Genomic DNA, 23,841 nt, shown 5'->3' on the forward strand with positions numbered 1-23,841 from the left:
CATGCCCGCTTGCCGCCGCGGCGTCATCCGTGCCGTTGGAGTGCCCGCCCCGAGGACTCAGCCATAGAGTGCGCTCGGCAGCCACAGCGCGATCTCCGGGAAGAGATAGAGCAGGGCCATGGAGAGGATGACAATGGCGAGGAACGGCATCACCCCGGCAAATATCTGGTCGATGGTGACGTGCTTCGGCGCGACGCCCTTCAGGTAGAAGGGCGCCATCGCCACCGGCGGCGAGAGGAAGGAGGTCTGCAGGTTGAGACCCACCAGGACCCCGAAGAAGATCGGGTCGATGCCGAAATTATCGAGCAGCGGCAGGAAGATGGGCAGGAAGATCACGATGATCTCGGTCCATTCCAGCGGCCAGCCGAGCACGAAGATGATGGCCTGGGTCAGCAGCAGGAAGCCGACCGGGGAGAGGTTGAGCGAGAGGACGAAGTTCTCCACCACCTGCTGGCCGCCGAGCAGCGCGAACACGGCGGAGAACACTGCCGAGCCCACGAACAGCCAGCACACCATGGCCGAGGCCCGGGCGGTGAGGAACACGCTCTCCTTCATCTTGTCGACCGAGAAGCTGCGATAGGCGAGCGCCAGCAGCACCGCGCCGAGCGCGCCCACCGCCGCCGCCTCCGAGGGCGTGGCGAGGCCGAACACGATCGCGCCGAGCACCGCCGAGATGAGCACCGCGAGCGGGAAGAAGGACGTGGCGAGCGCCCATGCGACCTCGAACACCGAGCCAGCCCGCTCCTGCGGCGGCAGCTTCGGCGCGCGGCTCGGGAAGATCATCGCGATGATGATCACATAGGCCGTGTAGAGGCCCGCCAGCATCAGGCCGGGCAGGAAGGCGGCGGCGTAGAGCTTCACCACCGACACGCCGGCCGTGGCGCCGTAGAGGATGAGCATCACGCTGGGCGGGATCAGGATGCCGAGGCAGCCGCCGGCGCAGACCACGCCGGCCGCGAGTCGGGTGTCGTAGCCGGCGCGCAGCATCGCCGGGAAGGCGAGCAGGCCCATCAGCGTCACCACTGCGCCGACGATGCCGGTGGCGGTGGCGAACATGGCGCAGGTGATCAGCGTCGCGACCGCCAGCGAGCCCGGCACCCAGCCCGCGGCGAGCTGGATCGAGCGGAACAGCCGGTCGAGGATGTTGGCGCGCTCCACCACGTAGCCCATGAACAGGAACAGCGGGATGGAGATGAGCACGTCGTTCGCCATCACCGAATAGGTGCGCTGGACGAACAGCTGGAACACCGTGTCGCCGCGCGTCACGTAGCCGAAGCCCACGCCCAGCGCCATGAGCGTGAAGGCGATGGGAAATCCGAGCATCAGGAAGACGATGAACAGCACCAGCATCAGGATGCCGAGGGCGGGATCCGACAGAAACATCACAGGCTCCCCCGGCCGATGGCCTCGGCATCAGACTTGTTGGCGGCATCCTCGAGGATCATCTTCTCCATCTCCTCCACGTCGTGGAGGCGCTCCGGCCACTGGCCGGTCCTGAGCGCGATGGTGCAGCGGACCACCTCGACCACCCCCTGGAGGAACATCAGCACCCCGGTGATCGGGATCAGGCCCTTGAACGGCCAGATCATCGGCCCGTCGGGCGAGAAGGACGAATGCTCGTTGAGAAGGAAGGACAGATAGAAATACTGCCAGCCCGAATAGATCAGGGCGATGATGCCCGGAAAGTAGAACAGGAAGTAGAGGATGAGGTCCACCAGCGCCTGCCGTTTCACCGGCCAGCTGCGGTAGAGGAAGTCGCCCCGCACATGCCCGTTGCGCGCCAGCGTGTAGGCGCCGGCCATCATGAACAGCGTGCCGTACAGCATGTAGGATGCGTCGTAGGCCCAGGTGGTGGGCGCGCGCAGGACGTAGCGGCAGAACACCTCGTAGCAGATCGCCAGCGTGAGGATCACGATCGTCCAGGCGAACAGCTTGCCGATAAATGTGTTCAGCGTGTCAACGGCGAGAAGGAAGCGTTGCATACGCGGGGTTTCCTCGGGAAGGTCTTGTTCTTCTTGGGTGAAGATTGGTTCGCATGCGAAGGCCGCCCCTGCGGGCGGCCTTCGGTGGCGGATGGAGGGGCAGGCGCCCCGGTCCGCCGCCGTTCGCTCCGGCCGGTGCGGCGCCTCCGGACCGCCGCGCGGGCGGATCGAAACGTTTCGATCCGCCCGCGGGCACGCCCCGGGGGGCCGGCCGCGGCCGGCCCGAGGCCTCAGGCCTTCTTGAAGAAGTGGTTGTAGGCCATGGCGCTGTCGGGCTCGTACTCGAGGCGGAAGCCCACCACGCGCTTGGCCCACGCCATCTGGCTGTCGATGACCTTCTTGAAGAACGGGTCGGCCGACAGGTTGGCGATCACCTTGTCCCAGGCGTTGAGCTGGGCCTGGAGCACCGGCTCGGGGGTCGGCATGACCTTCACGCCGCGTGACTTGAGCACTTCGAGGTCCTTGGAATAGCGGTCCTGCGCCTTCCACATCATGTCGGAGGAGGCGGCATCCGCCGCGCCGCGGATGATCGCCTGCACGTCCTTCGGCAGGCCGTCGAACTTGGCCTTGTTGAACAGCACCTCGAAGCACTCCAGTGCCTGGTGGTAGCTGCGGACCATGTAGACCTTGGACACGTCGGGGAAGCCGAGCACCAAGTCGGACGACGGGTTGTTGAATTCCGCGCCGTCGATGAGGCCGCGGTCCATGGCGGGGACGATTTCGCCGCCCGGCAGGATGGTGACGGCGACGCCCAGCTCCTTGTTCAGGTCGGCGGCGAGGCCCACCGTGCGGTACTTCAGGCCCTTGAGCTGGTCCGGGCTGGTGATGGGGTTCTTGAACCAGCCGAGCGGCTGGCCCGGCATGGGACCGGTGAGCAGGCCGACCACGTTGAGCTTCAGGATGCCCTGCACCAGTTCGTCATAGAGCGCCTGGCCCCCGCCATAGCGGATCCAGCCCATCAGCTCGTCCGCGTCCCAGCCGAAGGCGGGGGCGGTGCCGAACAGCGAGAAGGCCTTGTTCTTGCCGTACCAGTAGGCGGACACGCCGTGGCCGCCGTCGATGATGCCGGAGGAGACCGCGTCGGCCACCTGGAAGGCGGGCACCACAGCGCCGGCGGCGAGCAGTTCCAGCTCCACGCGCCCGCCCGCCATCGTGTTCACGTAGCGCACGAAGTCTCCGGCGAACTCGTGGAAGATGTCCTTGTTGGGCCAGGTGGACTGGAACTTGAGCTTGACGGAAGCCTGGGCGTGGACGGCCGGGGCGGCGACGGTGGCGGCAGCGCCGGCTGCGGCAGCACCCGCGAGAATTGCACGCCGAGACGGGCGCGCACGATCATTCGTGCTCGTTTCCTTGGTCACGTTCTTCCTCCCTGTGCGGGGGGCGGCGGAGTTTTTTCCGCTGTGTTGGCGCACGGCGCCCCCGTCTACGGTATGCAGAAGACGACACGTGACCCGACCTAGGCAATAGACTTTGGTCGAATGCGCGCGAATTTTCTGCCGTAACGGAGCCCCGCGCGGTCACGAGTGCGCGCGTGGCGTGGCCATGGACGTCGGCAACCGGCAGTGGAGAGCGATAGCGCGCCGGCAAATGGAACCGCTTGGCCCATTCAGGCCTTGTGGCACGGGTTGGAGAGGTGGAGCACATGCGTCTGTTTCAATGCGAGGCCTGCGGGCAGCTCATCCACTTCGAGAACCGGGTGTGCGGCCAATGCGGCCATCCGCTCGGCTATCTGCCGGACGTCAACGACCTCAGCGCCGTCGAGGCGGAGCCGGAGGAGGGCATCGTGCGCTCGCTGCGCGACGGCCAGCGCTACCGCTTCTGCGCCAATGCCGCGCTCGACGGCTGCAACTGGCTGCTTCCGGAGGAGCAGGAGGGCGACTATTGCCGCGCCTGCCGCCACAACCACACGGTGCCCGACCTCGCCGACCCGGTGAACCTGGAGAAGTGGATGCGCATCGAGCGCGCCAAGCACCGGCTCATCTATTCGCTGCTCCAGCTCGGCCTGCCGCTGGAGAACCGCGAGGACCGCGTGGGCGGCCTGTGCTTCGACTTCCTCGCCGACCGTCCGGACGCGCCGGAGCTGCCGCGCGTGATGACCGGCCATGAGGAGGGGCTCATCACCATCGCCCTCGCCGAGGCCGACGACGTGGAGCGCGAGCGGCGCCGCACCGACCTCGGCGAGCCCTACCGCACCCTGCTCGGCCATTTCCGCCACGAGGTGGGGCATTATTACTGGAACCGGCTGGTGCGCGACGAACACCATCTGGAAGCCTGCCGCGCGGTGTTCGGCGACGAGCGCGCCGACTACGGCGCCGCGCTCCAGGCGCATTACGACAACGGCCCGCCGCCGGACTGGCAGGCCAACTTCGTGTCGTCCTATGCCGCCGCCCATCCGTGGGAGGACTTCGCCGAGACCTTCAAGCACTACATCCACATCGTCGATACGCTGGAGATGGCGCGGGCGTTCGGCATGAAGGTGCGCCCGAGCCTGGACCGGAGCGGCCTGCTTGAGGCCTTGGTGGAGTTCAATCCCTACCAGCCGGCATCCATCGAGCAATTGGTGGAGGACTGGGCCCCCCTTACGGTCGCCCTGAACAGCCTCAACCGCTGCCTCGGCATGGCCGACGCCTATCCCTTCGTGCTGACCCCGTCGGTGGTGACCAAGCTCGGCTTCATCAACGATCTGGTGCACGGCCTTGCGGCCGTGGACGCGCCGGCGCCGGTGGCGGCGCCCAGCCAGCCCGCGCCGGCCTGAAGCGGGCGGGCGCGGCTTCTCCCGCGCCAGTTCTCGGTCGCTACTTCTGCGTCTCGGTGAGCCCGCTTACGAACAGGCGCTGCATCAGCGCGATCACCAGCACCGGCGGCAGCATGGCGAGGATGGCGGTGGCCATCACCAGGTGCCAGACGGGGTCCGCCTCCGAGGCCGCGCGGGCAAGGCGCTGGATGCCCATGACGATGGTGTAGTAGCCGGTGTCCGTGGTCACCAGCAGCGGCCACAGATACTGGTTCCAGCCATAGATGAAGAGGATCACGAACAGCGCCGCGATGTTGGTGCGCGAGAGCGGCAGCAGCACCGACCAGAAGAAGCGCAGCGGCGTCGCTCCGTCCATCAGCGCCGCCTCGGTCAATTCGTCCGGCACCGTCATGAACACCTGGCGGAACAGGAAGGTGGCGGTGGCGCTGGCGATCAGCGGCACGGTGAGGCCCCAGTAGGAGTTGAGCATCGACAGGCTGGCCACCACCTGGAAGGTGGGCAGGATGCGCACCTCCACCGGCAGCATCAGCGTCACGAAGATGATCCAGAACGCCGCGACCCGGAACGGGAAGCGGAAATAGGTGACGGCGAAGGCGGACAGCAGCGAGATGGCGATCTTGCCCAGCGCGATCGCCATGGCCATCACGAAGCTGTTGAGGAGCATGAGCGCCACCGGCGGGATGCCGGCGGTGCTGGCGCCCGCGAACAGCACGGCGCCGTAGTTCTCTACCAGCAGCGGGCCGGGCAGGAGGCCGACGCGGCCGGACAGGAAGTCGGCGCCCCCATGGGTCGAGGCGATGAAGGCGAGATAGACCGGCAGCACCAGGATCGCGACGCCGAGGATCAGCGCGGCATGGGCCAGAAGCCTCGGGGTGCGCTCGCGCCCGGCCATCAATAGGCGACCCTGCGCTCGATGTGGCGGAACTGGAGCGCGGTGAGCGCCACCACGATGGCGAGCAGCACTACCGACTGGGCCGACGAGGCGCCGAGCGCCAGCGCCTCGAAGCCGTCGCGGAACACCTTGTAGACCAGGATGGTGGTGGCCTGCCCCGGCCCGCCGCCGGTGGTGGCGTGGATGATGCCGAACGTGTCGAAGAAGGCATAAGCGAGGTTCACCACCAGCAGGAAGAAGCTGGTGGGCGCGATGAGCGGCAGCACCAAGAAGCGGAAGCGCGCGCGCCGGCCTGCCCCGTCGAGCGCCGCCGCCTCCATGATGCCGGGCGGGATCGCCTTGAGGCCGGCATAGAAGAACAGAAAATTGTAGCTCACCTGCTTCCAGCTCGCGGCGAGGATCACCATGAGCAGCGCCTGCTCGCCGTCGAGGGCATGGTTCCAGGAGATGCCGATGGCCTTCAGCGCGCGGGCGATGGTGCCCACCGAGGGGTCGAACATGAAAAGCCACAGGATGCCCGCCACCGCCGGCGCCACCGCATAGGGCCACACAAGGAGCGCGCCATAGGCGCCGCCGCTCTTGCCGAGCGCGTCCGCCGCCGCCGCCAGAGCGAGGCCGAGCCCCATGGAGAGCGCGGTGACGCTGGCGGAAAAGACGAGGGTCACGAGCCCCGCGTTCAGATAGGCCGGATCGGCCAGCAGCGCCGCGAAATTGCCGAGCCCGACGAAGGTGCGCGAGAGGCCGAACGGGTCCTCGGCGAACAGCGACCCATAGAGCGCCTGCGCCGCCGGCCAGAGGAAGAACACCAGGGTCACGGCCAGCTGCGGGGCAAGCAGCAGGTAGGGTAAGGCCGAGCCCCGGAACGTGACGCGCTTGGCCTCCATTGCCGCTTGCCCTCCCGGCGATCCGCCCGCCGCCCTCTCGCGCCGTCGGACCTCTTGCCGCCGTGGCCACTCTTACCGCTATTGCCTCTCGGACCGCCGTCCCCCTCGTACCGCCGTCGGCCCTTTCACCACGGTCTCCCGTCCCACCGCCGTCGCCCCTCCCACCACGGTCTCCCCTCTCACCGCCGTCGCCCTCCGACTTGATCGGAGGGCCCACGCGCCCTTTCCGCCTCCCCACCACCCGGATGGATGCTCCGGTCAAGCCGGGCATGACGGTGTTGTGCAGGATGCGGCGGGCACAGCCCTTATGAGCTCCCCCGCCGTCGCCCTCCGACTTGATCGGAGGGCCCATGCGCCCTTTCCGCCTCCCCGCCGCCCGGATGGATGCTCCTGACGAGCCGGATCATGACGGCGGTTTGCCACGCCTCCCTCGGGCGCTCATGCCTTCAACGCGGCCTCGCGCCTTTCACCGTCATCCCCCGGCTTGTCCCGGACAAGCCGGGGGATGACGGTGTTGTGCAGGATGCGGCGGGCACTGCCCTTATGAGCTCCCCCGCCGTCGCCCTCCGACTTGATCGGAGGGCCCATGCGCCCTTTCCGCCTTCCCGCCGCCCGGATGGATGCTCCTGACGAGCCGGATCATGACGGGCGCTGGGGGAGGGGAGCGGTCTTGCGCCCTGTCGCCAGCTATTTGTTGGCCTGCTCGAAGGCGCGCAGCAAGGCGTTGCCGCGCTGCTCGGCGGAGGCGAGCGCCTCCCGGGCGGTCTTCTTGCCCGAGAGCGTCAGCTCCAGCTCCTCCTCGATCACGTCGCGGATCTGCAGGAAGGAGCCGAACCGCAGGCCCTTGGAATTCGCCGTCGGCGCCTTCAGCGTCATCTGCAGGACCGACACGTCGGTGCCGGGGTTCTTCCCGTAGAAGCCCTGCGCCTTGGAGAGGTCGAAGGCGGCACGGGTGATCGGCAGATAGCCCGTGTTCTGGTGCCACCAGGCCTGCACCTCGGGCTTCGAGAGGAAAGAGAAGAACTTCGCGACGCCGCGGTATTCCTCCTTGGGCCGGCCGTTCAGCACCCACAGCGAGGCGCCGCCGATGATGGAGTTCTGCGGCGCGCTCTCAACCTGCGGCCAGTAAGGCATCATGGCATAGCCCACCTCGAACTTGGCATTGGCGAGCACGCCCGCCCGCGCCGCCGATGAGCCGATGAGCATGGCGCACTCGCCGGTGAAGAACTTCGGATCGGCCTTGGACTGGCGGCCGCCATAGTCGAACAGCCGGCTCTTCTGCCACTGCGCGAGCGCGCTCCAGTGGCGCTCGGTCAATTCGTTGGCGATCTCCAGCCGGGTCGAAAGGCCCGCCATGCCGTTCTGCTCGGTGCCGATGGCGACGTTGTGCCAGGCCGAGAGGTTTTCGAGGTTCACCCAGGACGGCCACTGGGTGGTGAAGCCGCACGGCACGCCCGCCGCCTGGAGCTTCTGCGCCGCCGTCTCCAGCTCCGGCCAGGTGCGCGGCGGAGCGGCCGCATCGAGCCCAGCTTTCGCGAACAGGTCCTTGTTCAGATAGAGGATCGGGGTGGACGAGTTGAAGGGCATGGAGAGCATGTTGCCCTTGGCGTCGGTATAATAGCCCGTCACCGCCGGCAGATAGGCCGCCGGCTCGAACGGCTCGGCCGCGTCCGCCATGAGCTGGTAGACCGGATAGACCGCGCCCTTGGCCGCCATCATGGTGGCGGTTCCCACCTCGAACACCTGGACGATGGCCGGGTGCTGGCGGGCGCGGAAGGCGGCGATGGCGCCGGTCATGGCCTCCGGATAGGAGCCCTTGTAGACCGGCACCACCTTGTATTCGCCCTGCGCGGCGTTGAAGTCGGCCGCCACCTTCTCCAGCTTCTCGCCGAGCGGGCCGGCCATGGCGTGCCACCACTGGATCTCGGTGGCGGCGGCGGCCGGCCCGGCAAAGGCAAGCTGGGCCGCGAGCAGGGCCGAGGCGGCGGTCGGCGGGATGCGCAAGGTCATGGCGGCCTCCGGGTGCGCGAGCAGGTGCGCGAGCGCGGGCGGCGGGGCGACCGTCCGGATTCGCGATGCGAGGGTGCCATAAAGCCACAACGGCGTGACGATGATGTTGCGCCCCGCGCGCCCGCCGCCCCCGGCTTTCCTGCCCCAAGGCGCGGGCGCCCACCGCCCGCGGCGCCCCCGGAACCGTCACCTCTTCGTGTTCCCGCGTGAATTTGCAGTGGGTCGCGTTGCGGGCTATGTGCCTTCGCGGCGAGTTCGCGCCCTCGGCGCCGGTATCGGGAACGACGGGATGAGTTTGGCATATCGGGCGGACATCGATGGCCTGCGCGCCATCGCGGTCGGCAGCGTGGTCCTGTTTCACGGTCACATCCCCCCGTTTTCCGGCGGCTATGTGGGCGTGGACGTGTTCTTCGTGATCTCGGGCTTCCTGATTACGTCCATCCTCGACCGCGACATCACCCAGCGGCGCTTCTCCCTGGTCGATTTCTACGACCACCGCATCCGCCGCATCTTCCCGGCGCTGTTCCTGGTGCTGGCGGTGGTGACGCTGCTCGCGGCCTTTGTGCTCACGCCGCGGGAGATGGTGCAGTACGCGAATTCCCTCGGGCCGTCGGCGCTGTTCTTCGCCAACATCCATTTCGAGGGCGTGCTCGACTATTTCGGCCCGCGCGCGGACGACGTGCCGCTGCTGCATCTGTGGTCGCTGGCGGTGGAGGAGCAGTTCTACATCCTGTTCCCCGTGCTGCTGTTCGCGCTCATGCGGTTCGGCACGCGCACCTTCGCGGTGATCGCACTGGCGGTGCTCACCGTGGCCTCGCTGGTCTATTCGCAGATCACGGTGGAGAACGCGCCCTGGTCCGCCTTCTTCCTGCTGCCGAGCCGGGCGTGGGAGCTGTTCGCCGGCAGCCTGCTGGCGCTGGTGCGCTGGCCGCCTTTGCCGCAGCGCGCCGCGGGCGCCATCGCCCTCGCGGGCCTCGCCGCCATCCTTGCGCCGGTGTTCCTCTACAGCAAGAATACGGTCTTTCCCGGCCTGTCCGCGCTGCCGCCGGTGCTGGGCTCGGCCGCCATCATCTTCGCCGGCATGCACACCCAGCAGGGGATCGTGCAGAGGGTGCTGGGCCACCGCTGGTTCACCTATGTGGGGCGCATCTCCTATTCGCTCTATCTGTGGCACTGGCCGCTTCTGATTCTGGCGGTGGACTATAAGGGGCGGCACCTCACCTATATCCAGGCCGGCGGCGTGATCCTCGTCGCCATGGTGTTGTCGGCGCTGTCGCTGAAGTTCGTCGAGACCCCGCTGCGCCGTCCCTCGGCGCTGGGCGGCATCCGGCTGGCGCGGTTCGGCGCCGGCGCGCTCGCCATCGCGCTGTCGTTCGGGGTGGTGGCGCTGATCGAGCATCACGGCGGCGGCTTCCGCACCCTCTCCGCCCGCGCCCAGGCGGCGGAGGATGCCGCCAATGCCGGGGCCCGGGCGGCTGCGCGCAACCCTTGCGTCAATGCGCGGCGGAACTGGAACGCGGAGCGCGCCGCGGAGCAGGGGTGTGGCGCGGGGTCGAAGGCGTCGGCCGAGAGCGCCGACGTCGTGGTCTGGGGCGATTCCCATGCCGGCGCGCTGTTCAAAGGGATCAGCGATGCCTTGGCCGCGCGCGGCGAGAAGCCACTTATCCTGTCTTTGCCGGCCTGCCCACCGATCCTCGGGGTCAGCGCCATCCATCCGCAATACCCGCCGCAGGTCTGCACCGAGTTCAACGCGGCCGCGATCGCCGAGATACGGCGATTGAAGCCGAAGGTGGTGATCATGGTGGGGCGCTGGTCCATGTGGACGGCCCGGTCGGGCAACCATTTCTGGCTCACGACGAGTGCCCTGCCCGGCGGGGAGGAGCGAAGCGCAGCGACGACGGCCAAGGTGTTTGCCTACGGCATCGCCCATACGGTGCACGCAATCAATGAGGCCGGCGCGGCAGCCTTCGTGGTGGGACAGCCGCCGGAATTTCCGGAAGCACCGGTGCAGTGCGTGATCCGCACCGAGAAGGCGGGCAAGAAGGGCGAGTCCTGCGAAACCATTCCTGCCGCCACGGGCATGAGGTTCGTCGCTGGATCGAACGAGGCGCTCACCCGCATCGCCGCCAAAGAGCCCAACATGTCTCTATTTCTGCTCAGCCCCTTGTTCTGCGACCAGACCGAGTGCCGCGGTGGGGCCGGCAATGCGTTCTACTTCATGGACGAACACCACCTCTCGCCGGCCGGAAGCCAGCACGCGGTCGCGGCACCGGGTTTCTGGGCTTCATTTGACGAGGCACTCGGCAAGGCCGAGGCGCTGCGGAAGATGCCATCGCCCACAAATTGAAGCGCCTCGCCCGCGCGCCCCGATCATCCCGCGACGCCGTCAGTCCTGTTCCAGCAGCCCCGCGAGCTTGAGGGCGACGCCCTGAGAGCCCTCCACCTTCAGCCGGCCGGTGGAGAAGGCGAGCATCGGTCCGATGCGGCCGGTGATGAGCTTGTCCAGTGTATCGGTGGAAAGTCTCAGCACCGCATCCGCCTCGCCGGAGCCCTCGCCCACCTCGACACTGCCGCCGGTGGCGTCCAGCAGTATCGCCTCGCCGGTGTCTGTGAGGTCGAACCGCACCTTGTAGCCCAGTTCGGAGAGGGCATCGGCGCGCTCGCGCATGGCTTCGATGAGGGAGGCAAGATCGGCCATGGGGTGTCCTTGTGAGAGGCCGCTGGGGCCGAAAGGATTTTGAACCCTGTCCCGCTTGCGGGGGAGGGCAGGGTGGGGGAAAGCGGCGTCCGCGCCTGGTCCGCCGCATCCTGTGGTGAGACACGGCCTCCTCCCCAGACCTTCCCGCACGCGGGAGAGGGGGCGCAAAGGAAGGGTGCCGCCGACAGTCGGAAACGCAGTCCTCAGAACATCGCCTCGTCCAGCGCCATCATGGCGCCCTTGCCGGCCTTGATGGAACCCCACAGGGCCGCCACGTCGGGCAGGAGCTTCTCCATGAAGAAGCGCGCGGTGACGATCTTGGCGTCGTAGAAGGCCGCATCGTTTGGGTTGGAGACGCGCTTCTCATAGGCCACTTCCGCCATGCGCACCCACATGTAGCCCAGCGCCACGAGGCCGAACAGCCGCAGATATTCGGTGGCGGCGGCGCCGGCTTCCTCCGGGTCCTTCAGCCCCTTCTCGGCGATGTGGGCGGTGGCGAGCTGGAGCGCGCCGAAGGCCTTGGAGAGGGGGGTGATGAGGGGTCCCAGATTCTCGTCGTCCAGCTTCGCATCCATGTAGTTCAGCACGGGATGGAAGAAGGAGCGCAAATAGCGGCCCATGTGCGCCGGCAGCTTGCGGCCCACGAGGTCCAGCGCCTGCACGCCGTTGGTGCCCTCGTAGATCATGGCGATGCGGGCATCGCGCACATATTGCTCCATGCCGTGGTCGCGGATGTAGCCGTGCCCGCCATAGACCTGCATGCCCATGGAGGTGGCCTCGAAGCCCAGATCCGTGAACAGGGCCTTCACGATGGGCGTCATCAGCGCCGTGAAGTCCTCGGCGCGCTTGCGCTCCTCCGGATCTTCCGCCCGCTCCATCAGGTCCAGCGCGCGGGCGACCCAGCCGGCGAGCGCCCGGCAGCCCTCGTTGTAGGCGCGCATGGTCATGAGCGTGCGGCGCACGTCTGGGTGGACGATGATGGGGTCCGCCGGCTTGTCCGGATGCTTGGCGCCGGAGAGCGCGCGGCCCTGCAGGCGCTCCTTGGCGTAGGCCACCGCCGACTGGTAGGCCGCTTCCCCGAGGCCGAGGCCCTGCGTGCCCACGGAGAGGCGCTCCGAATTCATCATGGCGAACATGGCGCGCATGCCCTTGTGGGGCTCGCCCACCAGCCAGCCGGTGGCCTCGTCGAACGACATCTGGCAGGTGGACGAGCCGTGGATGCCCATCTTGTGCTCGATGCCGGTGCACAGCACGCCGTTGCGCGGGCCGACGGAGCCGTCCTCCTTCGGCAGGAATTTCGGCACCAGGAACAGGGAGATGCCCTTGATTCCCTTGGGCGCGTCCGGCAGGCGGGCGAGCACGAGGTGGACGATGTTCTCCGTCATGTCCTGCTCGCCGGCGGAGATGAAGATCTTGTTGCCGGTGATCTTGTAGGAGCCGTCCGCCTGCGGTTCGGCCTTGGTGCGCACGAGGCCAAGATCGGTGCCGCACTGGGGCTCGGTGAGGCACATGGAGCCGGACCACACGCCATCCACCATCTTCGGCAGAAAGCGGTCCTTCAGCTCGTCGGAGGCATAGGCCTTCAGCGCCTGATAGGCGCCGTGGGTGAGGCCGGGGCAGATGCCGAAGGCGAGGTTGCCCGAGCAGAGCATCTCCTCCACCAGCTTGTTCACGCTCGCCGGCAGGCCCTGGCCGCCATACTTGGGATCGCAGGCGATGCCGTTCCATCCGCCCTCGCGGAACGCGGTGTAGGCTTCCTTGAAGCCCTTGGGCGTGCGCACCACGCCGTTCTCATAGGTGCAGCCCTCAAGGTCGCCGGACTGATTGAGCGGCGCGAGCACCTCGGTGACAAACTTGCCCGCCTCCTCCAGCACCGCATCGATGAGGTCGGGCGAAAGCTCCTCCAGTCCCTTGAGCGTGCTCAGCTCCTCGCTGCCGTGCAGCTCGTGGAGGACGAAGCGCATGTCGCGCAGCGGGGGGGTATAGACCTGCATGGCGTTGGCTCCCGTTTTGTGTCTCCCCTCTCCTGCAAGGGGAGAGGGAATTGCGTCGCTACCGGCGGAAAGGCCGTTGCCGTTCTCCGCACCCGCTGCCGTCACCCTCCGGCTTGTCCGGAGGGTCCACTCCTCCGTTCGTCCCGGCGGAAGGGTGGATGCCCCGGACGAGCCGGGGCATGACGGCGCTATGTCTCGGTCCTTCCGCCGTCTCCCTGCGGTGGGCCCTCCGGTCAAGCCGGAGGGTGACGGCAGGAAGGCTTAATTCCTGAGCGGACGCCCGGTCTCCAGCACGTGCTCGATGCGGTCCAGCGTGGCGGTGGTGCGGATGAGCTTCATGAAGCCGTCCCGCTCCAGCTCCAGCACCCGCGCCGCTGGCACCGGGGCGATGTGGTCCGCATCCCCGCCGGTGAGCACCTCGGCGAGGGCCGCGGAGACCACCTTGTCATGCCGGGTCGCCAGGCCCCGCTTGGCGAAGCCTTCCACCGCCATGTCCATGGCCGCTTTGCCGGAGGGGCCGGGCAGGAAGAACTGCACGGGCTTCGGCGGCGCGTAGCCCTCCACCATCGCCAAGGCCTTGGCCTTGGCATCGGCAAGAAGCCGGTCGCGGTTCATGGTGATGCCGTCACCCTCGCGCAGGAACTTCAGCTCCTTCGCCTCGGCGGCGGACTTGGCGACGGTGGCGGTGGAGACGGTCTCGAACACCTTCGAGGGGGCCGGCATGGGCCCCTTCGGGAACTTCGGATCGGCCGCCCAGCGCTCCAGCATGGCCGTACAGCCACCCCAGGCCGGCAGCACGCCGACGCCGCATTCGACAAGCCCGATGTAGCTCTCGGCATGGGCCTGAACCGCACCGACATGCAGGAGAATCTCGCACCCGCCGCCGAGGGCGAGGCCGGAAGGCGCGGCCACCACCGGGAAGGGCGCGTACTTCACGTCCTGATAGGTCTTCTGTCCGGTGGCGACCAGCTTTTCGACTTCGCCGAAGGCGCCGATGTTGCAGGCGAACAGAGCGAGACCCAGATTGGCGCCGACGGAGAAGTTCGAGCCCTCGTTATAGATGACGAGCGCCTTGTACTTGTCCTTCACCAGCTTCAGCGCCTTGGCGAGCATCGTGATGATGCCCTCGTCAAGCGAGTTGCTCTTGGAGGTGAACTCGAGGCACACGACGCCGTCGCCGATATCCCACAGGGCCGCGGAGCCGTTCTTCGCCAGCGGCTGGGACTTCAGCTTGATGTCGGCGAGCAGTACCACGCCCTCGGGGCGGACGATATCGTGATAGGTGCCATCCAGCGTAAGGTATTGACGTTGGCCGTTTTCCACCCGGTAGAAGGGTTTGTCGGCGGCGAGCGCCAGCACCGGCGGCACCTCTTCCCCGTCCGCCTTCAACAGCTCGATCAGGCGGGCCGCGCCGATCTTGTCGATCAGCTCGAACGGGCCGGATTTCCAATTATATCCCAAGCGCATGGCATCATCGATGGAGACGATGTCATCAGCCGCCTCGGGCACGAGGCGCGCGGCATAGGCGAGGGTGCGTACCATCACCGCGCGGGCATAGCGCCCGCCTTCGCCGGGGGCGGAAAGGAGGGCGAAGAGATCCCGGCCGCCGCCGTCCTCCAGCTCCGCCACCTGGGCCTTCGCCTGCGGGCGATAGGCGCCGGTGGAGAGGTCGATGGCTTCCTTCAGCTTCTGCCCGCCCTCGCGGTTGAGGCGATAGAAGCCACCCTTGCCCTTGCGGCCGGTGTAGCCGGTCGAGATCATCTTCTCGATCAGCGGCTCGTCGCGAAGCGTTGCGTGGAAAGGGTCCGCGGCCGGCAGCGCCCGCTTCAGCGAGCCCTGGACGTGGGGCATCAGGTCGAGGCCCACGAGGTCGATGAGGCCGAACACGCCGGTCTTGGGGAAGCCGAAGGGCCGGCCCATCACCGCGTCCGCATCCTCCACCTTCATGCCCAGCGCGAAGGCCTCGCCCACCGCCAGCTGCAGCCAGTAGGTGCCCAGCCGGTTGGCGATGAAGCCGGGGGTGTCCTTGGCTCTCACCACCGTCTTGCCGAGCTTCACGTCGGCGAAGCGGGTGACGGCGGCCACCGTGTCCGCATTCGTCTCCGGCCCGGAGACGATCTCCAGCAGCCTCATGTAGCGGGGCGGATTGAAGAAATGGGTGATGAGGAAGTCGCGGCGGAAGCTCTCGGGCAGCCCCGCCGTGAGGTCCGCCAGCGGAATGGTCGAGGTGTTGGACGACACCGCCGAGCCGGGCCGGCGGGCGGCCTCGATCTTCGCGTAGAGCGCCTGCTTGAGGTCGAGCCGCTCGATGATGGCTTCGATGATGAGGTCGCAATCCGCGATGTCGGCGAGGTTGTCCTCGATGTTGCCCGGCTTCACCAGCTTCGCCGCGGCCTTGGACATGAAGGGCGCGGGATCGGCCTTCAGCAGCTTCTCCACCGCCTTCTCGGCGACGGCGTTGCGGTTGGCCGCGCCCTCGGGAACGATGTCGAGGAGCAGCACTTCCACGCCCGCATTGGCCACATGGGCGGCGATGCCGGCACCCATGACGCCGGCACCGATAACGGCGACTTTCCTGATTTCAAAAGACATCCGGCCCTCCTCAGACGCGCTCGAGGATGGTGGCGATGCCCTGTCCGCCGCCGATGCACTGGGTGGCGAGGGCATACTTGGCGCCTTCCCGCTTCAGGAGCGAGGCCGCCTTGCCGACGATGCGCGCGCCGGTGGCGCCGAGGGGATGGCCGAGCGCGATGGCGCCGCCGTCGAGGTTCAGCACCTCGTCCTTGATGCCGAGTTCCCGCTGGCAGGCGAGGGCCTGGGAGGCGAAGGCCTCGTTCAGCTCCACCACGTCGATGGCGCCGATGTCGAGGCCGGCGCGGCCGAGCGCCTTCTTCGTCGCCGCCACCGGGCCGATGCCCATGATCTCCGGCGCGCAGCCGGCGACCGCCACGCTCTTGAGGCGGGCGAGGGGCTCAAGGCCGTTCCGCTCGGCATAGGCCTCGGTGCACACCAGCACCGCGGACGCGCCGTCCGTCACCGGGGACGCGGTGCCGGCGGTGACCGTGCCGTGTTCGTCGAACGAGGGCTTGAGGCCCGCCAGCGCTTCGGCGGAGGCGTCGCGGCGGATGCAGCCGTCGATCTCGATGCTCTTTCCGTTGGCCTTGACCGGCACGATCTCGGCCTTGAAATGGCCCTCGGCCTCGGCCTTCGCCGCCTTCTGGTGGCTCTTCAGCGCGAAGGCGTCCTGGTCGGCGCGGGTGATCTGCCATTTGCGGGCGACGTTCTCCGCCGTCTCGCCCATGCTCATGTAGGCCTGCGGCATCGCCTTGTAGAGCGCCGGGTTGGGCATGGGGTTGAAGCCCGTCATGGGCACGCGGCTCATGCTCTCGATGCCGCCGCACACAAAGGCTTCGCCCGCCCCGAGCTGGATCTGGCCGGCGGCCATGTGCACCGACTGCATGGAGGAGCCGCAGAAGCGGTTCACGGTGACGCCGGCGACGCTCTCCGGCAGGCCGGCGATCATGCCGATGAGGCGGGCGATGTTGAAGCCCTGCTCGGCCTCCGGGAAGGCGCAGCCGACGATCAGGTCCTCGATCTCCTGCGCCTTCACCTTGGTGCGGGCGATGAGCGCGGCCACCACCTGGGCGGCGAGGTCGTCCGGACGCAGGCGGGCGAGGTCGCCCTTCTTGGCGAGCGTAAAGGGCGAGCGGGCATAGCCCGCGATCACGATGTTCTGCATGGGCGCGCTCATGGGGCTCTCCTGCCTGATCTTGCTTATGGTTCGCGGCGGGTGCCGCGGCGGCTGGCCGGAGCTCAGCCGGCGGCCTTCTTCTGGGCCGCCTCCCGCTCCAGCACGCCGAGGGTCTGCTCCTCGATGTCCTTGAGTTCGAGGATGGTCTCCTCGAGCGCGAGGCGCTGGTCCTCCAGCATTTCGAGGCGCGTCTGGACCTTCTTGAGCAGCAAGCGGATCTGCTCGGTCTGGGACGGGTCGATGTCGTAGAGGTCGAGATATTCCTTGATCTCGCGCAGCGAGAAGCCGAGCCGCTTGCCGCGCAGGATCAGCACCATCCGCGCCCGGTCGCGCTTGGTGTAGACGCGCATGGTGCCGGCGCGGCGCGGGGTGATGAGGCCCTTGTCCTCATAGAAGCGGATGGTGCGCGGGGTGATCGCGAGGTCCCGCGCCAGCTCGGTGACGGTGAAGAAGGTGTCTGTGAGCGAGGTGCCGGGGAGGCGCTTGCCTGTCGATGCCACGTGTTCACCTATACGTCATCTATCGAACCTGAAGATACATGCTTTGACCTTGGGCGCAAGAGGCCGCGCGTTCAGGGCTTCGGGAGGTGCGGCCGCGGCGTGCCGCTCCCGTAGAATGGCACCCCGAGACCGCGATTCGGCACGGCAGTTTGGCGGTCGGCGAGGCGGTGGACGAGCCACGGCGGACAGGCGCGCGCCGTAGATGTGGCTTTCCCGCCACATGGCCACGAATCCCGGCGGCGGGCTTTCGCGGGTCGCCCCAACGGTGTTGACGCGAATGTTCGTTAAGGCATGCTGGATGACGTATAGGGCATCGTAAAAACGTAATGTGCGCCGCAGCGCGCCGGGCCCTGAGGAAAGCGCCTAACAGGGGGATCCATGGCCACACATCTTTCATGCCTGCGCCGCCCGCTCGCAACCCGCGCGACACTGATGGCCCTTCCGGTTCTGGCTGTTCCCGTCCTGGCCATCGCCGGGGCGACGGGCGCCGCGGCCGGCGGCTTCGGCCTCAGGGAGCAGAGCGCCTATTACCAGGGCTATTCGTTCGCCGGCACCGCGGCGGGCGGCGACGGCCTCGCCTCCATGTTCTGGAACCCGGCGGCGCTGAGCTTCTCGCCCGGCCTCAACATGGAAGCCAACGTCACCTGGATCGCGCCGCACGCCTCCATCGACGTGTACCGCGCCACCGGCCCGCTGTTCGGCAACAATCTCGGCAATGTCGGCATCGGTGACATCGTCGACGACGGGGCGGTGCCGGCCACCTACATCACCTATGCCTGGGACCGGATCGCCGTCGGCCTCGCGGTCAACGCGCCGTTCGGCCTCATCACGGATGCGCCGTGCAATTGGTCGGGACGCTATTACGGCTGCTACAGCCGCATCTTCGACATGAACATCCAGGGCTCCATCGCCTACAAGGTGAATGACTGGCTCACCCTCGGCGCCGGCTTCAACGTCAATTACATCGATGCCCGCCTGTCGAACGCGCAGATCCTCAGCGCCGCCCCGCTCACCTTCGGCGCGGCGCAGGTGGACGGCGATTCCATTGGCTACGGCATCAATCTCGGCGCGCTGCTGACGCTCGCGCCCGGCACCACGGTGGGCCTCGGCTATCGCTCGCAGATCGACCAGGGGCTGAGCGGCACCATCACGCCGCTGATCCTCAACAACCCGGTCGCCAAGCTGCCCGCCCAAGCCGGCCTGACCCTGCCGGACCAGGCGACCTTGTCGCTGCGCTCCAAGCTGACCCCCAATTTCACCGTGCTCGGCACCGTGGAATGGACCAATTGGTCCACGGTGCAGGAACTGAAGGTGGAGAGCATCGCCGCGCCGGACAGCGTCCTGAACCTCCAGTGGAAGGACGGCTGGTTCTTCTCCGGGGGCGTCGAATACCAGTGGGACCCGAAGCTCGCGCTGCGCGCCGGCCTCGCCTACGAACTGACGCCGGTGCCGGACGCGACGCGCTCGCCACGCCTGCCCGACACCAACCGCCTGTGGCTGTCGGCCGGCTTCACCTATGCCGTCACCGAGAAGCTGGCGCTCGACGTCGCCTACACGCACATCTTCGGCGAGGATGCCCCGATCGCCTTGTTCCCCACCGAGCCGGCCAATGCGCTGCGCGGGTCGCTGGTGGGCAGCGTGAACGACGGCTACGTCGACATCGTCTCGCTGGCGCTGCGCTACAAGTTCGACAGCCCGGTCTCGGCCGCGCCGGTCTACACCAAGTAGGCGCGCCACCCGGCCTGCCGCTGCGTGGCGGCGGGCCGCCTTGTCGCCCGCCGCCGGCGGATCGCGCTGCCACGCCGCAGATTGCTCTGCCATCAGGCGCGATCGGGCTCTAAACTGCGATGAAACATGACCCAACGGCACCGGATCGGCGCGCGCCTGGCGCGGGCCGATCCGAAGACGCCGCGCGCGAAGGGAGGACGGCCATGCAATCAGGCGCGGATCAGGATCTCGCCGCCGCGGTCCCGGTCTCGCCGGTGCCCGACCTGCTGGCTGCCAGCGTCGCGCGCCACGGCGCCAAGCCCGCCCTGAGCTTCCTCGGCCGCAAGTGGAGCTATGCCGATCTCGGCGCGCTGGTCGACAAGGTCGCCGCCGGGCTGCAGGCCAAGGGGGTGGGCAAGGGCACGAAGGTCGGGCTCTGTTTGCCCAACACGCCCTATTCGGTGGTGTTCTTCTTCGCCGTCATGAAGGCCGGCGGCACGGTGGTGAACTACAGCCCGCTTTATGTGGAGCGGGAGCTGAGGCACCAGATTCGCGATTCGGGCACCACGATCATGGTGGTGCCGGACCTCCACCTCATCCATTCGCGCGTCGCCGCGGTGGCGCCGGAGGCGGGGCTGAACACCATCGTCGTCTGTCCGCTGGCCGGCGTGCTGCCGTTTCCCAAGGGCCTGCTGTTCACGCTCTTCAAGCGCAAGGAGCAGGCCCGCTACGACGTCGGCGACGGCGTTCACCTGCATTACCGCGAGCTGCTCAAGCACGGCGACCGGCCGTCCGCGGTGGAGATCGATCCCAGGACCGACGTGGCGGTGCTGCAATATACCGGCGGCACCACCGGCGTGCCGAAGGGCGCCATGCTCACCCATGCCAATGTCTCGGCCAATGCGCGCCAGGTGATGATGCATGCGGACTGCGAGCGTATCGGCGTCACCCGCGTGCTCGGCGTGCTGCCGCTGTTCCACGTCTTCGCCATGCAGACGGTGATGCTCATTCCCATCTGCCTCGGCGCGGAGATCATCCTGGTGCCGCGCTTCAACCTCGGGGACGTGCTCGACGACATCGAACGCCAGAAGCCGACCATGTTCCCAGGCGTTCCCACCATCTATGCCGCCATCAATGCCCACCGTGGCGTGGAGACGCGCGATCTGTCCTCGCTGACGCTGTCCATCTCCGGCGGCGCGCCGCTGCCGAAGGAGGTGCGCGCGACGTTCGAGCACCTGTCCGGCTGCAAGCTGGTGGAGGGCTACGGCCTGTCGGAGACCTCGCCGGTGGTGAGCGCCAACCCGCCGCTCGGCATCGTCAAGGACGGCTCGGTGGGCACCGCTCTGCCCCAGACCGTGATCGAGATCCGCGACCTCGCCGACCCCACCCGCCTCATGCCCACCGGCGAAAAGGGCGAGGTGTGCGTGCGCGGACCACAGGTGATGGCCGGCTATTACGAGCGGCCGGACGAGACCGCGTGCGCCTTCATCGACGGCGCGCTGCGCACCGGCGACGTGGGCTATCTGGATGCCGACGGCTACCTGTTCCTGGTGGACCGCATCAAGGACGTGATCCTGTGCGGCGGCTACAATGTCTATCCGCGCGTGATCGAGGAGGCGCTCTATCTGCATCCGGCTGTGTCGGAGGCGGTGGCCATCGGCATCGACGATCCCTATCGCGGCCAGGCGCCCAAGGCGTTCGTCACCCTGAGGGAGGGCCAGAGCGCGACGGCGGACGAGATCCTCGGCTTCCTGTCGCACCAGATTTCCAAGATCGAGATGCCGAGGTCGATCGAGATCCGCGAGAGCCTGCCGAAGACGCTGGTCGGCAAGCTCTCCAAGAAGGAGCTGGTGGAGGAGGAACGCCGCCGAAGCCAGGCCTGACGCACGGCACCCGGGGGGCCGGCGATGACACCTCCCGCCATTCTCGGCTAGAGACGATCTCCGCATCTCTTCCAGCGGCTGCGGACCCGTGCGGGGGGTGCGCGCGTTCCTGACAGCCTCGATGCGGAAAAGGGTCCTTCCATGCGTTCCGAAATACGGCTGATACGTCGCATCGCGCTCGCAGGCGTGGTGCTGGGCGCGCTTTACCTCGCCTGGCTGGCGGTGGACGTGATCCTGCTGGTGTTCGCGGCGGTGCTGCTCGCTCTGGCGCTGCATGCGCTCGCGGAGCCCTTCGCCCGCTACACCCGCTGTCCCGAGCGGTACGCCGTGTTCCCGGTGGCGCTGCTGGTGTTCGGCGGCACCGGCGTCATCCTTTATCTGTTCGGCTCGACCATCCGCAGCCAGGTGCTGGAACTGGTGCAGACCCTGCCCGCCGCCTGGGCCGCCTTCGAGCAGCGCTTCCACCTGGAGGGCCTCGGCGACGACCTCATCAAGCGCGCGGAGGCGGCGGCGCCCTCCAGCGATACCATCCTCTCGCTGGTGCAGGGGCTGACCAGCAATTTCTTCCAGGCGGTGCTGGGCGCCTTCCTGGTGCTGGTGGGCGGGCTCTATTTCGCGGTGGACCCGAAGACCTATCGCGGCATGTTCCTCGCCTTCTGGCCCCATGCGCGGCGGCCGGAGATGGGGCGGCGGCTCGATTCCATCGCGCTCGACCTGCGCAATTTCCTGAAGGCCCAGCTCATCGCCATGGTGGTGGTGGGCGTGCTGACCTATATCGGCCTCGCCATTCTCGGCGTGCCCTCGGCGCTGGCGCTGGCGCTGTTCACCGGGATCGCGGAGTTCATCCCCATGGTGGGGCCGGTGGTCTCGGCGGTGCCGGCGCTGCTGATCGCCTTCACCCTCGGCCTCGATTCGGCGCTCTGGGTGCTGGCGCTGTTCGTGGTGGTGCAGCAGACCGAGAGCAATCTCATCACCCCGCTGCTGCAGCAGCGCATGGTCTCCCTGCCGCCGGCGGTGACGCTGTTCGCGGTGGTGCTGTTCGGCACCGTGTTCGGCACGCTGGGCGTGCTGCTCGCCACCCCGCTCACGGTGCTCGCCTTCGCCGCGGTGCGCGACCTCGCGCCGCCGGAGGACTCGCTGTTCGTCGAGGAGCCGCCGCCCGAGGCCCCGGCGGAGCCGCCCCCGGAAGCACCCCCCGAAGCCGGCGCGGCCTGAGGGCGCAGCGCCCTCCTATTTCCACATCCACGCGCAGGATTTGAGCCGGCGCACCCGCGCGCCATGCCCCCCGGATCGCCCCGTTTGCCTCCGCTGTCCGGGCGTGTATGGTCGCCCGCCGATTTTGCTCGAAGAGACCGTTGATGGCGCGCGACACGTTGGATGCGACCCCCATTTCCTCGCGCGACGAACTCGTCGACTGGATGGAGAAGGGGAACAAGCCGCAGAGCGCCTTCCGTATCGGAACCGAGCACGAGAAGATCCCCTTCACCCTCTCCCGCCACGAGCCGGTGCCCTATGAGGGGCCGAAGGGTATCCGCGCGCTGCTGGAAGGCATGCGCATGCTGCTCGGCTGGGAGCCGATCATGGAGGGCTCCACCATCATCGGCCTCGCCGACGTGACTGGCGGCGGGGCGATCTCGCTGGAGCCGGGCGGGCAGTTCGAATTGTCCGGCGCGCCGGTCTCCACCATCCACGAGACCTGCGCGGAGCTGAACGCGCATCTCGCCCAGGTGCGCGAGGTGGCGACGCCGCTCGGCATCGGCTTCCTCGGCATCGGCATGAGCCCGAAATGGTCGCGCTCCGAGACGCCGGTGATGCCGAAGGGGCGCTACAAGATCATGTCCAACTACATGCCGAAGGTGGGTACCCTCGGCCTCGACATGATGTTCCGCACCTGCACCGTGCAGGTGAACCTCGACTTCTCGTCCGAGGCGGACATGGTGAAGAAGATGCGCGTCGGCCTCGCGCTCCAGCCCATCGCCACGGCGCTGTTCGCCAACTCGCCGTTCACGGAAGGCAAGCCCAACGGCTTCCTGTCGTTCCGCTCGGAGATCTGGCGCGACACCGACAATGCCCGCTCGGGCATGCTGCCCTTCGCCTTCGAGGACGGCTTCGGCTTCGAACGCTATGTGGACTACGCGCTCGACGTGCCGATGTATTTCGTCAAGCGCGGCGACGCCTATGTGGACGTCGCCGGCTCCTCCTTCCGCGACCTGCTGGCGGGGCGCAACCCGATGCTGCCCGGCGAGACCGCGACGCTCTCGGATTGGGTGAATCACCTCTCCACCATCTTCCCCGAGGTGCGCCTCAAGCGATTCCTGGAAATGCGCGGCGCGGACGCCGGCCCGTGGGCGACGCTGTGCGCGCTGCCGGCGTTCTGGGCCGGCCTGCTCTACGACCAGGAGAGCCTCGACGCCGCCTGGGACCTGGTGAAGGACTGGACTGCCGAGGAGCGCCAGCAGTTGCGCGACGACGTGCCCCGCCTCGCTCTGGCGGCGCCGTTCCGGGGCGCGCCAGCGCGCGAGCTGGCGCGCCGCGCGCTGGCGCTGTCCAATGAGGGCCTGCGGCGCCGCGCCCGTCTCGACCGCAAGGGCCGGGACGAGACCCATTTTCTCCAGCCGCTGGAAGAGGCCGTGCTCACCGGCCGCTCGCCCGCCGAACTGCTGCTGGAGCACTACCGCACCGACTGGAACGGCTCCGTGGAGCCCGCATTCACCACGCTTGCCTACTGAGCCGCGCCGACCCATGCGCGATGCGCAGGGCGGGCGGCGGGTGGATGCGGTGTGGG

General features: G+C 67.9%; 17 protein-coding genes. 6 read left to right on the plus strand and 11 right to left on the minus strand.

The features are described from left to right. Positions 1 to 57: 57 nt before the first annotated feature. The 3 genes from D9R14_RS03615 to D9R14_RS03625 form a co-directional block, all read right to left on the minus strand. Complete coding sequence (locus D9R14_RS03615) at positions 58 to 1,383, minus strand: TRAP transporter large permease (protein ID WP_121621944.1); 1,326 nt, start codon at positions 1,381 to 1,383, stop codon at positions 58 to 60. Beyond that, on the minus strand, positions 1,383 to 1,982 hold the full coding sequence (locus D9R14_RS03620) for a TRAP transporter small permease subunit (protein WP_121621945.1): 600 nt from the start codon (positions 1,980 to 1,982) through the stop codon (positions 1,383 to 1,385). Before D9R14_RS03620 ends, D9R14_RS03615 begins: the two co-directional genes overlap by 1 nt. Before the next feature lie 230 nt (positions 1,983 to 2,212). Beyond that, positions 2,213 to 3,340, minus strand: coding sequence for a TRAP transporter substrate-binding protein (locus D9R14_RS03625; RefSeq protein ID WP_121621946.1), 1,128 nt, complete (start codon positions 3,338 to 3,340; stop codon positions 2,213 to 2,215). 284 nt (positions 3,341 to 3,624) lie between these two features. On the opposite strand from D9R14_RS03625, the gene D9R14_RS03630 reads away from it, so the two are divergent. After that, positions 3,625 to 4,737: a zinc-binding metallopeptidase family protein gene (locus D9R14_RS03630; RefSeq protein WP_121621947.1), complete on the plus strand. Its 1,113-nt coding sequence runs from the start codon at positions 3,625 to 3,627 to the stop codon at positions 4,735 to 4,737. A 40-nt stretch (positions 4,738 to 4,777) separates the two neighbouring features. On the opposite strand, the gene ugpE is transcribed toward D9R14_RS03630, so the two are convergent. The 3 genes from ugpE to ugpB all read right to left on the minus strand — a co-directional run bounded on the left by ugpE (position 4,778) and on the right by ugpB (position 8,523). Beyond that, positions 4,778 to 5,629: a sn-glycerol-3-phosphate ABC transporter permease UgpE gene (ugpE, locus tag D9R14_RS03635; protein ID WP_121621948.1), complete on the minus strand. Its 852-nt coding sequence runs from the start codon at positions 5,627 to 5,629 to the stop codon at positions 4,778 to 4,780. Continuing rightward, positions 5,629 to 6,513: a sn-glycerol-3-phosphate ABC transporter permease UgpA gene (gene ugpA / locus D9R14_RS03640; protein WP_121621949.1), complete on the minus strand. Its 885-nt coding sequence runs from the start codon at positions 6,511 to 6,513 to the stop codon at positions 5,629 to 5,631. The genes ugpE and ugpA overlap by 1 nt, the downstream gene beginning before the upstream one ends. A gap of 687 nt (positions 6,514 to 7,200) precedes the next feature. Then, a complete protein-coding gene (gene ugpB / locus D9R14_RS03645) occupies positions 7,201 to 8,523 on the minus strand; it encodes a sn-glycerol-3-phosphate ABC transporter substrate-binding protein UgpB (protein ID WP_121621950.1) in 1,323 nt (440 codons plus the stop codon). Between the two features lie 289 nt (positions 8,524 to 8,812). Between ugpB and D9R14_RS03650 the strand changes: the two genes are divergently transcribed. Continuing rightward, positions 8,813 to 10,870, plus strand: coding sequence for an acyltransferase family protein (locus D9R14_RS03650; protein WP_170168474.1), 2,058 nt, complete (start codon positions 8,813 to 8,815; stop codon positions 10,868 to 10,870). Positions 10,871 to 10,909: 39 nt separating this feature from the next. On the opposite strand, the gene D9R14_RS03655 is transcribed toward D9R14_RS03650, so the two are convergent. The 5 genes from D9R14_RS03655 to D9R14_RS03675 form a co-directional block, all read right to left on the minus strand. Continuing rightward, positions 10,910 to 11,221, minus strand: coding sequence for an SCP2 sterol-binding domain-containing protein (locus tag D9R14_RS03655; protein ID WP_121621952.1), 312 nt, complete (start codon positions 11,219 to 11,221; stop codon positions 10,910 to 10,912). A gap of 203 nt (positions 11,222 to 11,424) precedes the next feature. Beyond that, complete coding sequence (locus tag D9R14_RS03660) at positions 11,425 to 13,215, minus strand: acyl-CoA dehydrogenase C-terminal domain-containing protein (RefSeq protein ID WP_121621953.1); 1,791 nt, start codon at positions 13,213 to 13,215, stop codon at positions 11,425 to 11,427. A 261-nt stretch (positions 13,216 to 13,476) separates the two neighbouring features. Next, positions 13,477 to 15,807: a 3-hydroxyacyl-CoA dehydrogenase/enoyl-CoA hydratase family protein gene (locus D9R14_RS03665; RefSeq protein ID WP_121621954.1), complete on the minus strand. Its 2,331-nt coding sequence runs from the start codon at positions 15,805 to 15,807 to the stop codon at positions 13,477 to 13,479. A 10-nt stretch (positions 15,808 to 15,817) separates the two neighbouring features. Further along, positions 15,818 to 16,954 carry a thiolase family protein gene (locus D9R14_RS03670; protein ID WP_121622103.1) on the minus strand — a complete coding sequence of 379 codons (1,137 nt, stop codon included), beginning with the start codon at positions 16,952 to 16,954 and terminating at the stop codon, positions 15,818 to 15,820. Between the two features lie 74 nt (positions 16,955 to 17,028). After that, positions 17,029 to 17,466 (minus strand): MerR family transcriptional regulator, encoded by a 438-nt coding sequence (locus D9R14_RS03675; protein WP_121621955.1) that lies wholly within the window; start codon positions 17,464 to 17,466, stop codon positions 17,029 to 17,031. A 432-nt stretch (positions 17,467 to 17,898) separates the two neighbouring features. Here D9R14_RS03675 and D9R14_RS03680 point away from each other — a divergent pair, with 432 nt between their 5' ends. From D9R14_RS03680 to D9R14_RS03695, 4 genes are all read left to right on the plus strand, one after another. Next, positions 17,899 to 19,194 (plus strand): OmpP1/FadL family transporter, encoded by a 1,296-nt coding sequence (locus D9R14_RS03680; protein WP_170168475.1) that lies wholly within the window; start codon positions 17,899 to 17,901, stop codon positions 19,192 to 19,194. A 203-nt stretch (positions 19,195 to 19,397) separates the two neighbouring features. Next, positions 19,398 to 21,056 carry a long-chain-fatty-acid--CoA ligase gene (locus tag D9R14_RS03685; RefSeq protein ID WP_121621957.1) on the plus strand — a complete coding sequence of 553 codons (1,659 nt, stop codon included), beginning with the start codon at positions 19,398 to 19,400 and terminating at the stop codon, positions 21,054 to 21,056. 141 nt (positions 21,057 to 21,197) lie between these two features. Next, positions 21,198 to 22,271 carry an AI-2E family transporter gene (locus D9R14_RS03690; protein ID WP_121621958.1) on the plus strand — a complete coding sequence of 358 codons (1,074 nt, stop codon included), beginning with the start codon at positions 21,198 to 21,200 and terminating at the stop codon, positions 22,269 to 22,271. 143 nt (positions 22,272 to 22,414) lie between these two features. Continuing rightward, entirely contained in the window at positions 22,415 to 23,785 is a 1,371-nt protein-coding gene (locus D9R14_RS03695) for a glutamate--cysteine ligase (RefSeq protein ID WP_121621959.1), read from the plus strand. Positions 23,786 to 23,841: the final 56 nt, after the last annotated feature.

Source organism: Xanthobacter tagetidis, assembly GCF_003667445.1.
In the GTDB taxonomy this organism is placed as follows: Bacteria; Pseudomonadota; Alphaproteobacteria; order Rhizobiales; family Xanthobacteraceae; genus Xanthobacter; species Xanthobacter tagetidis.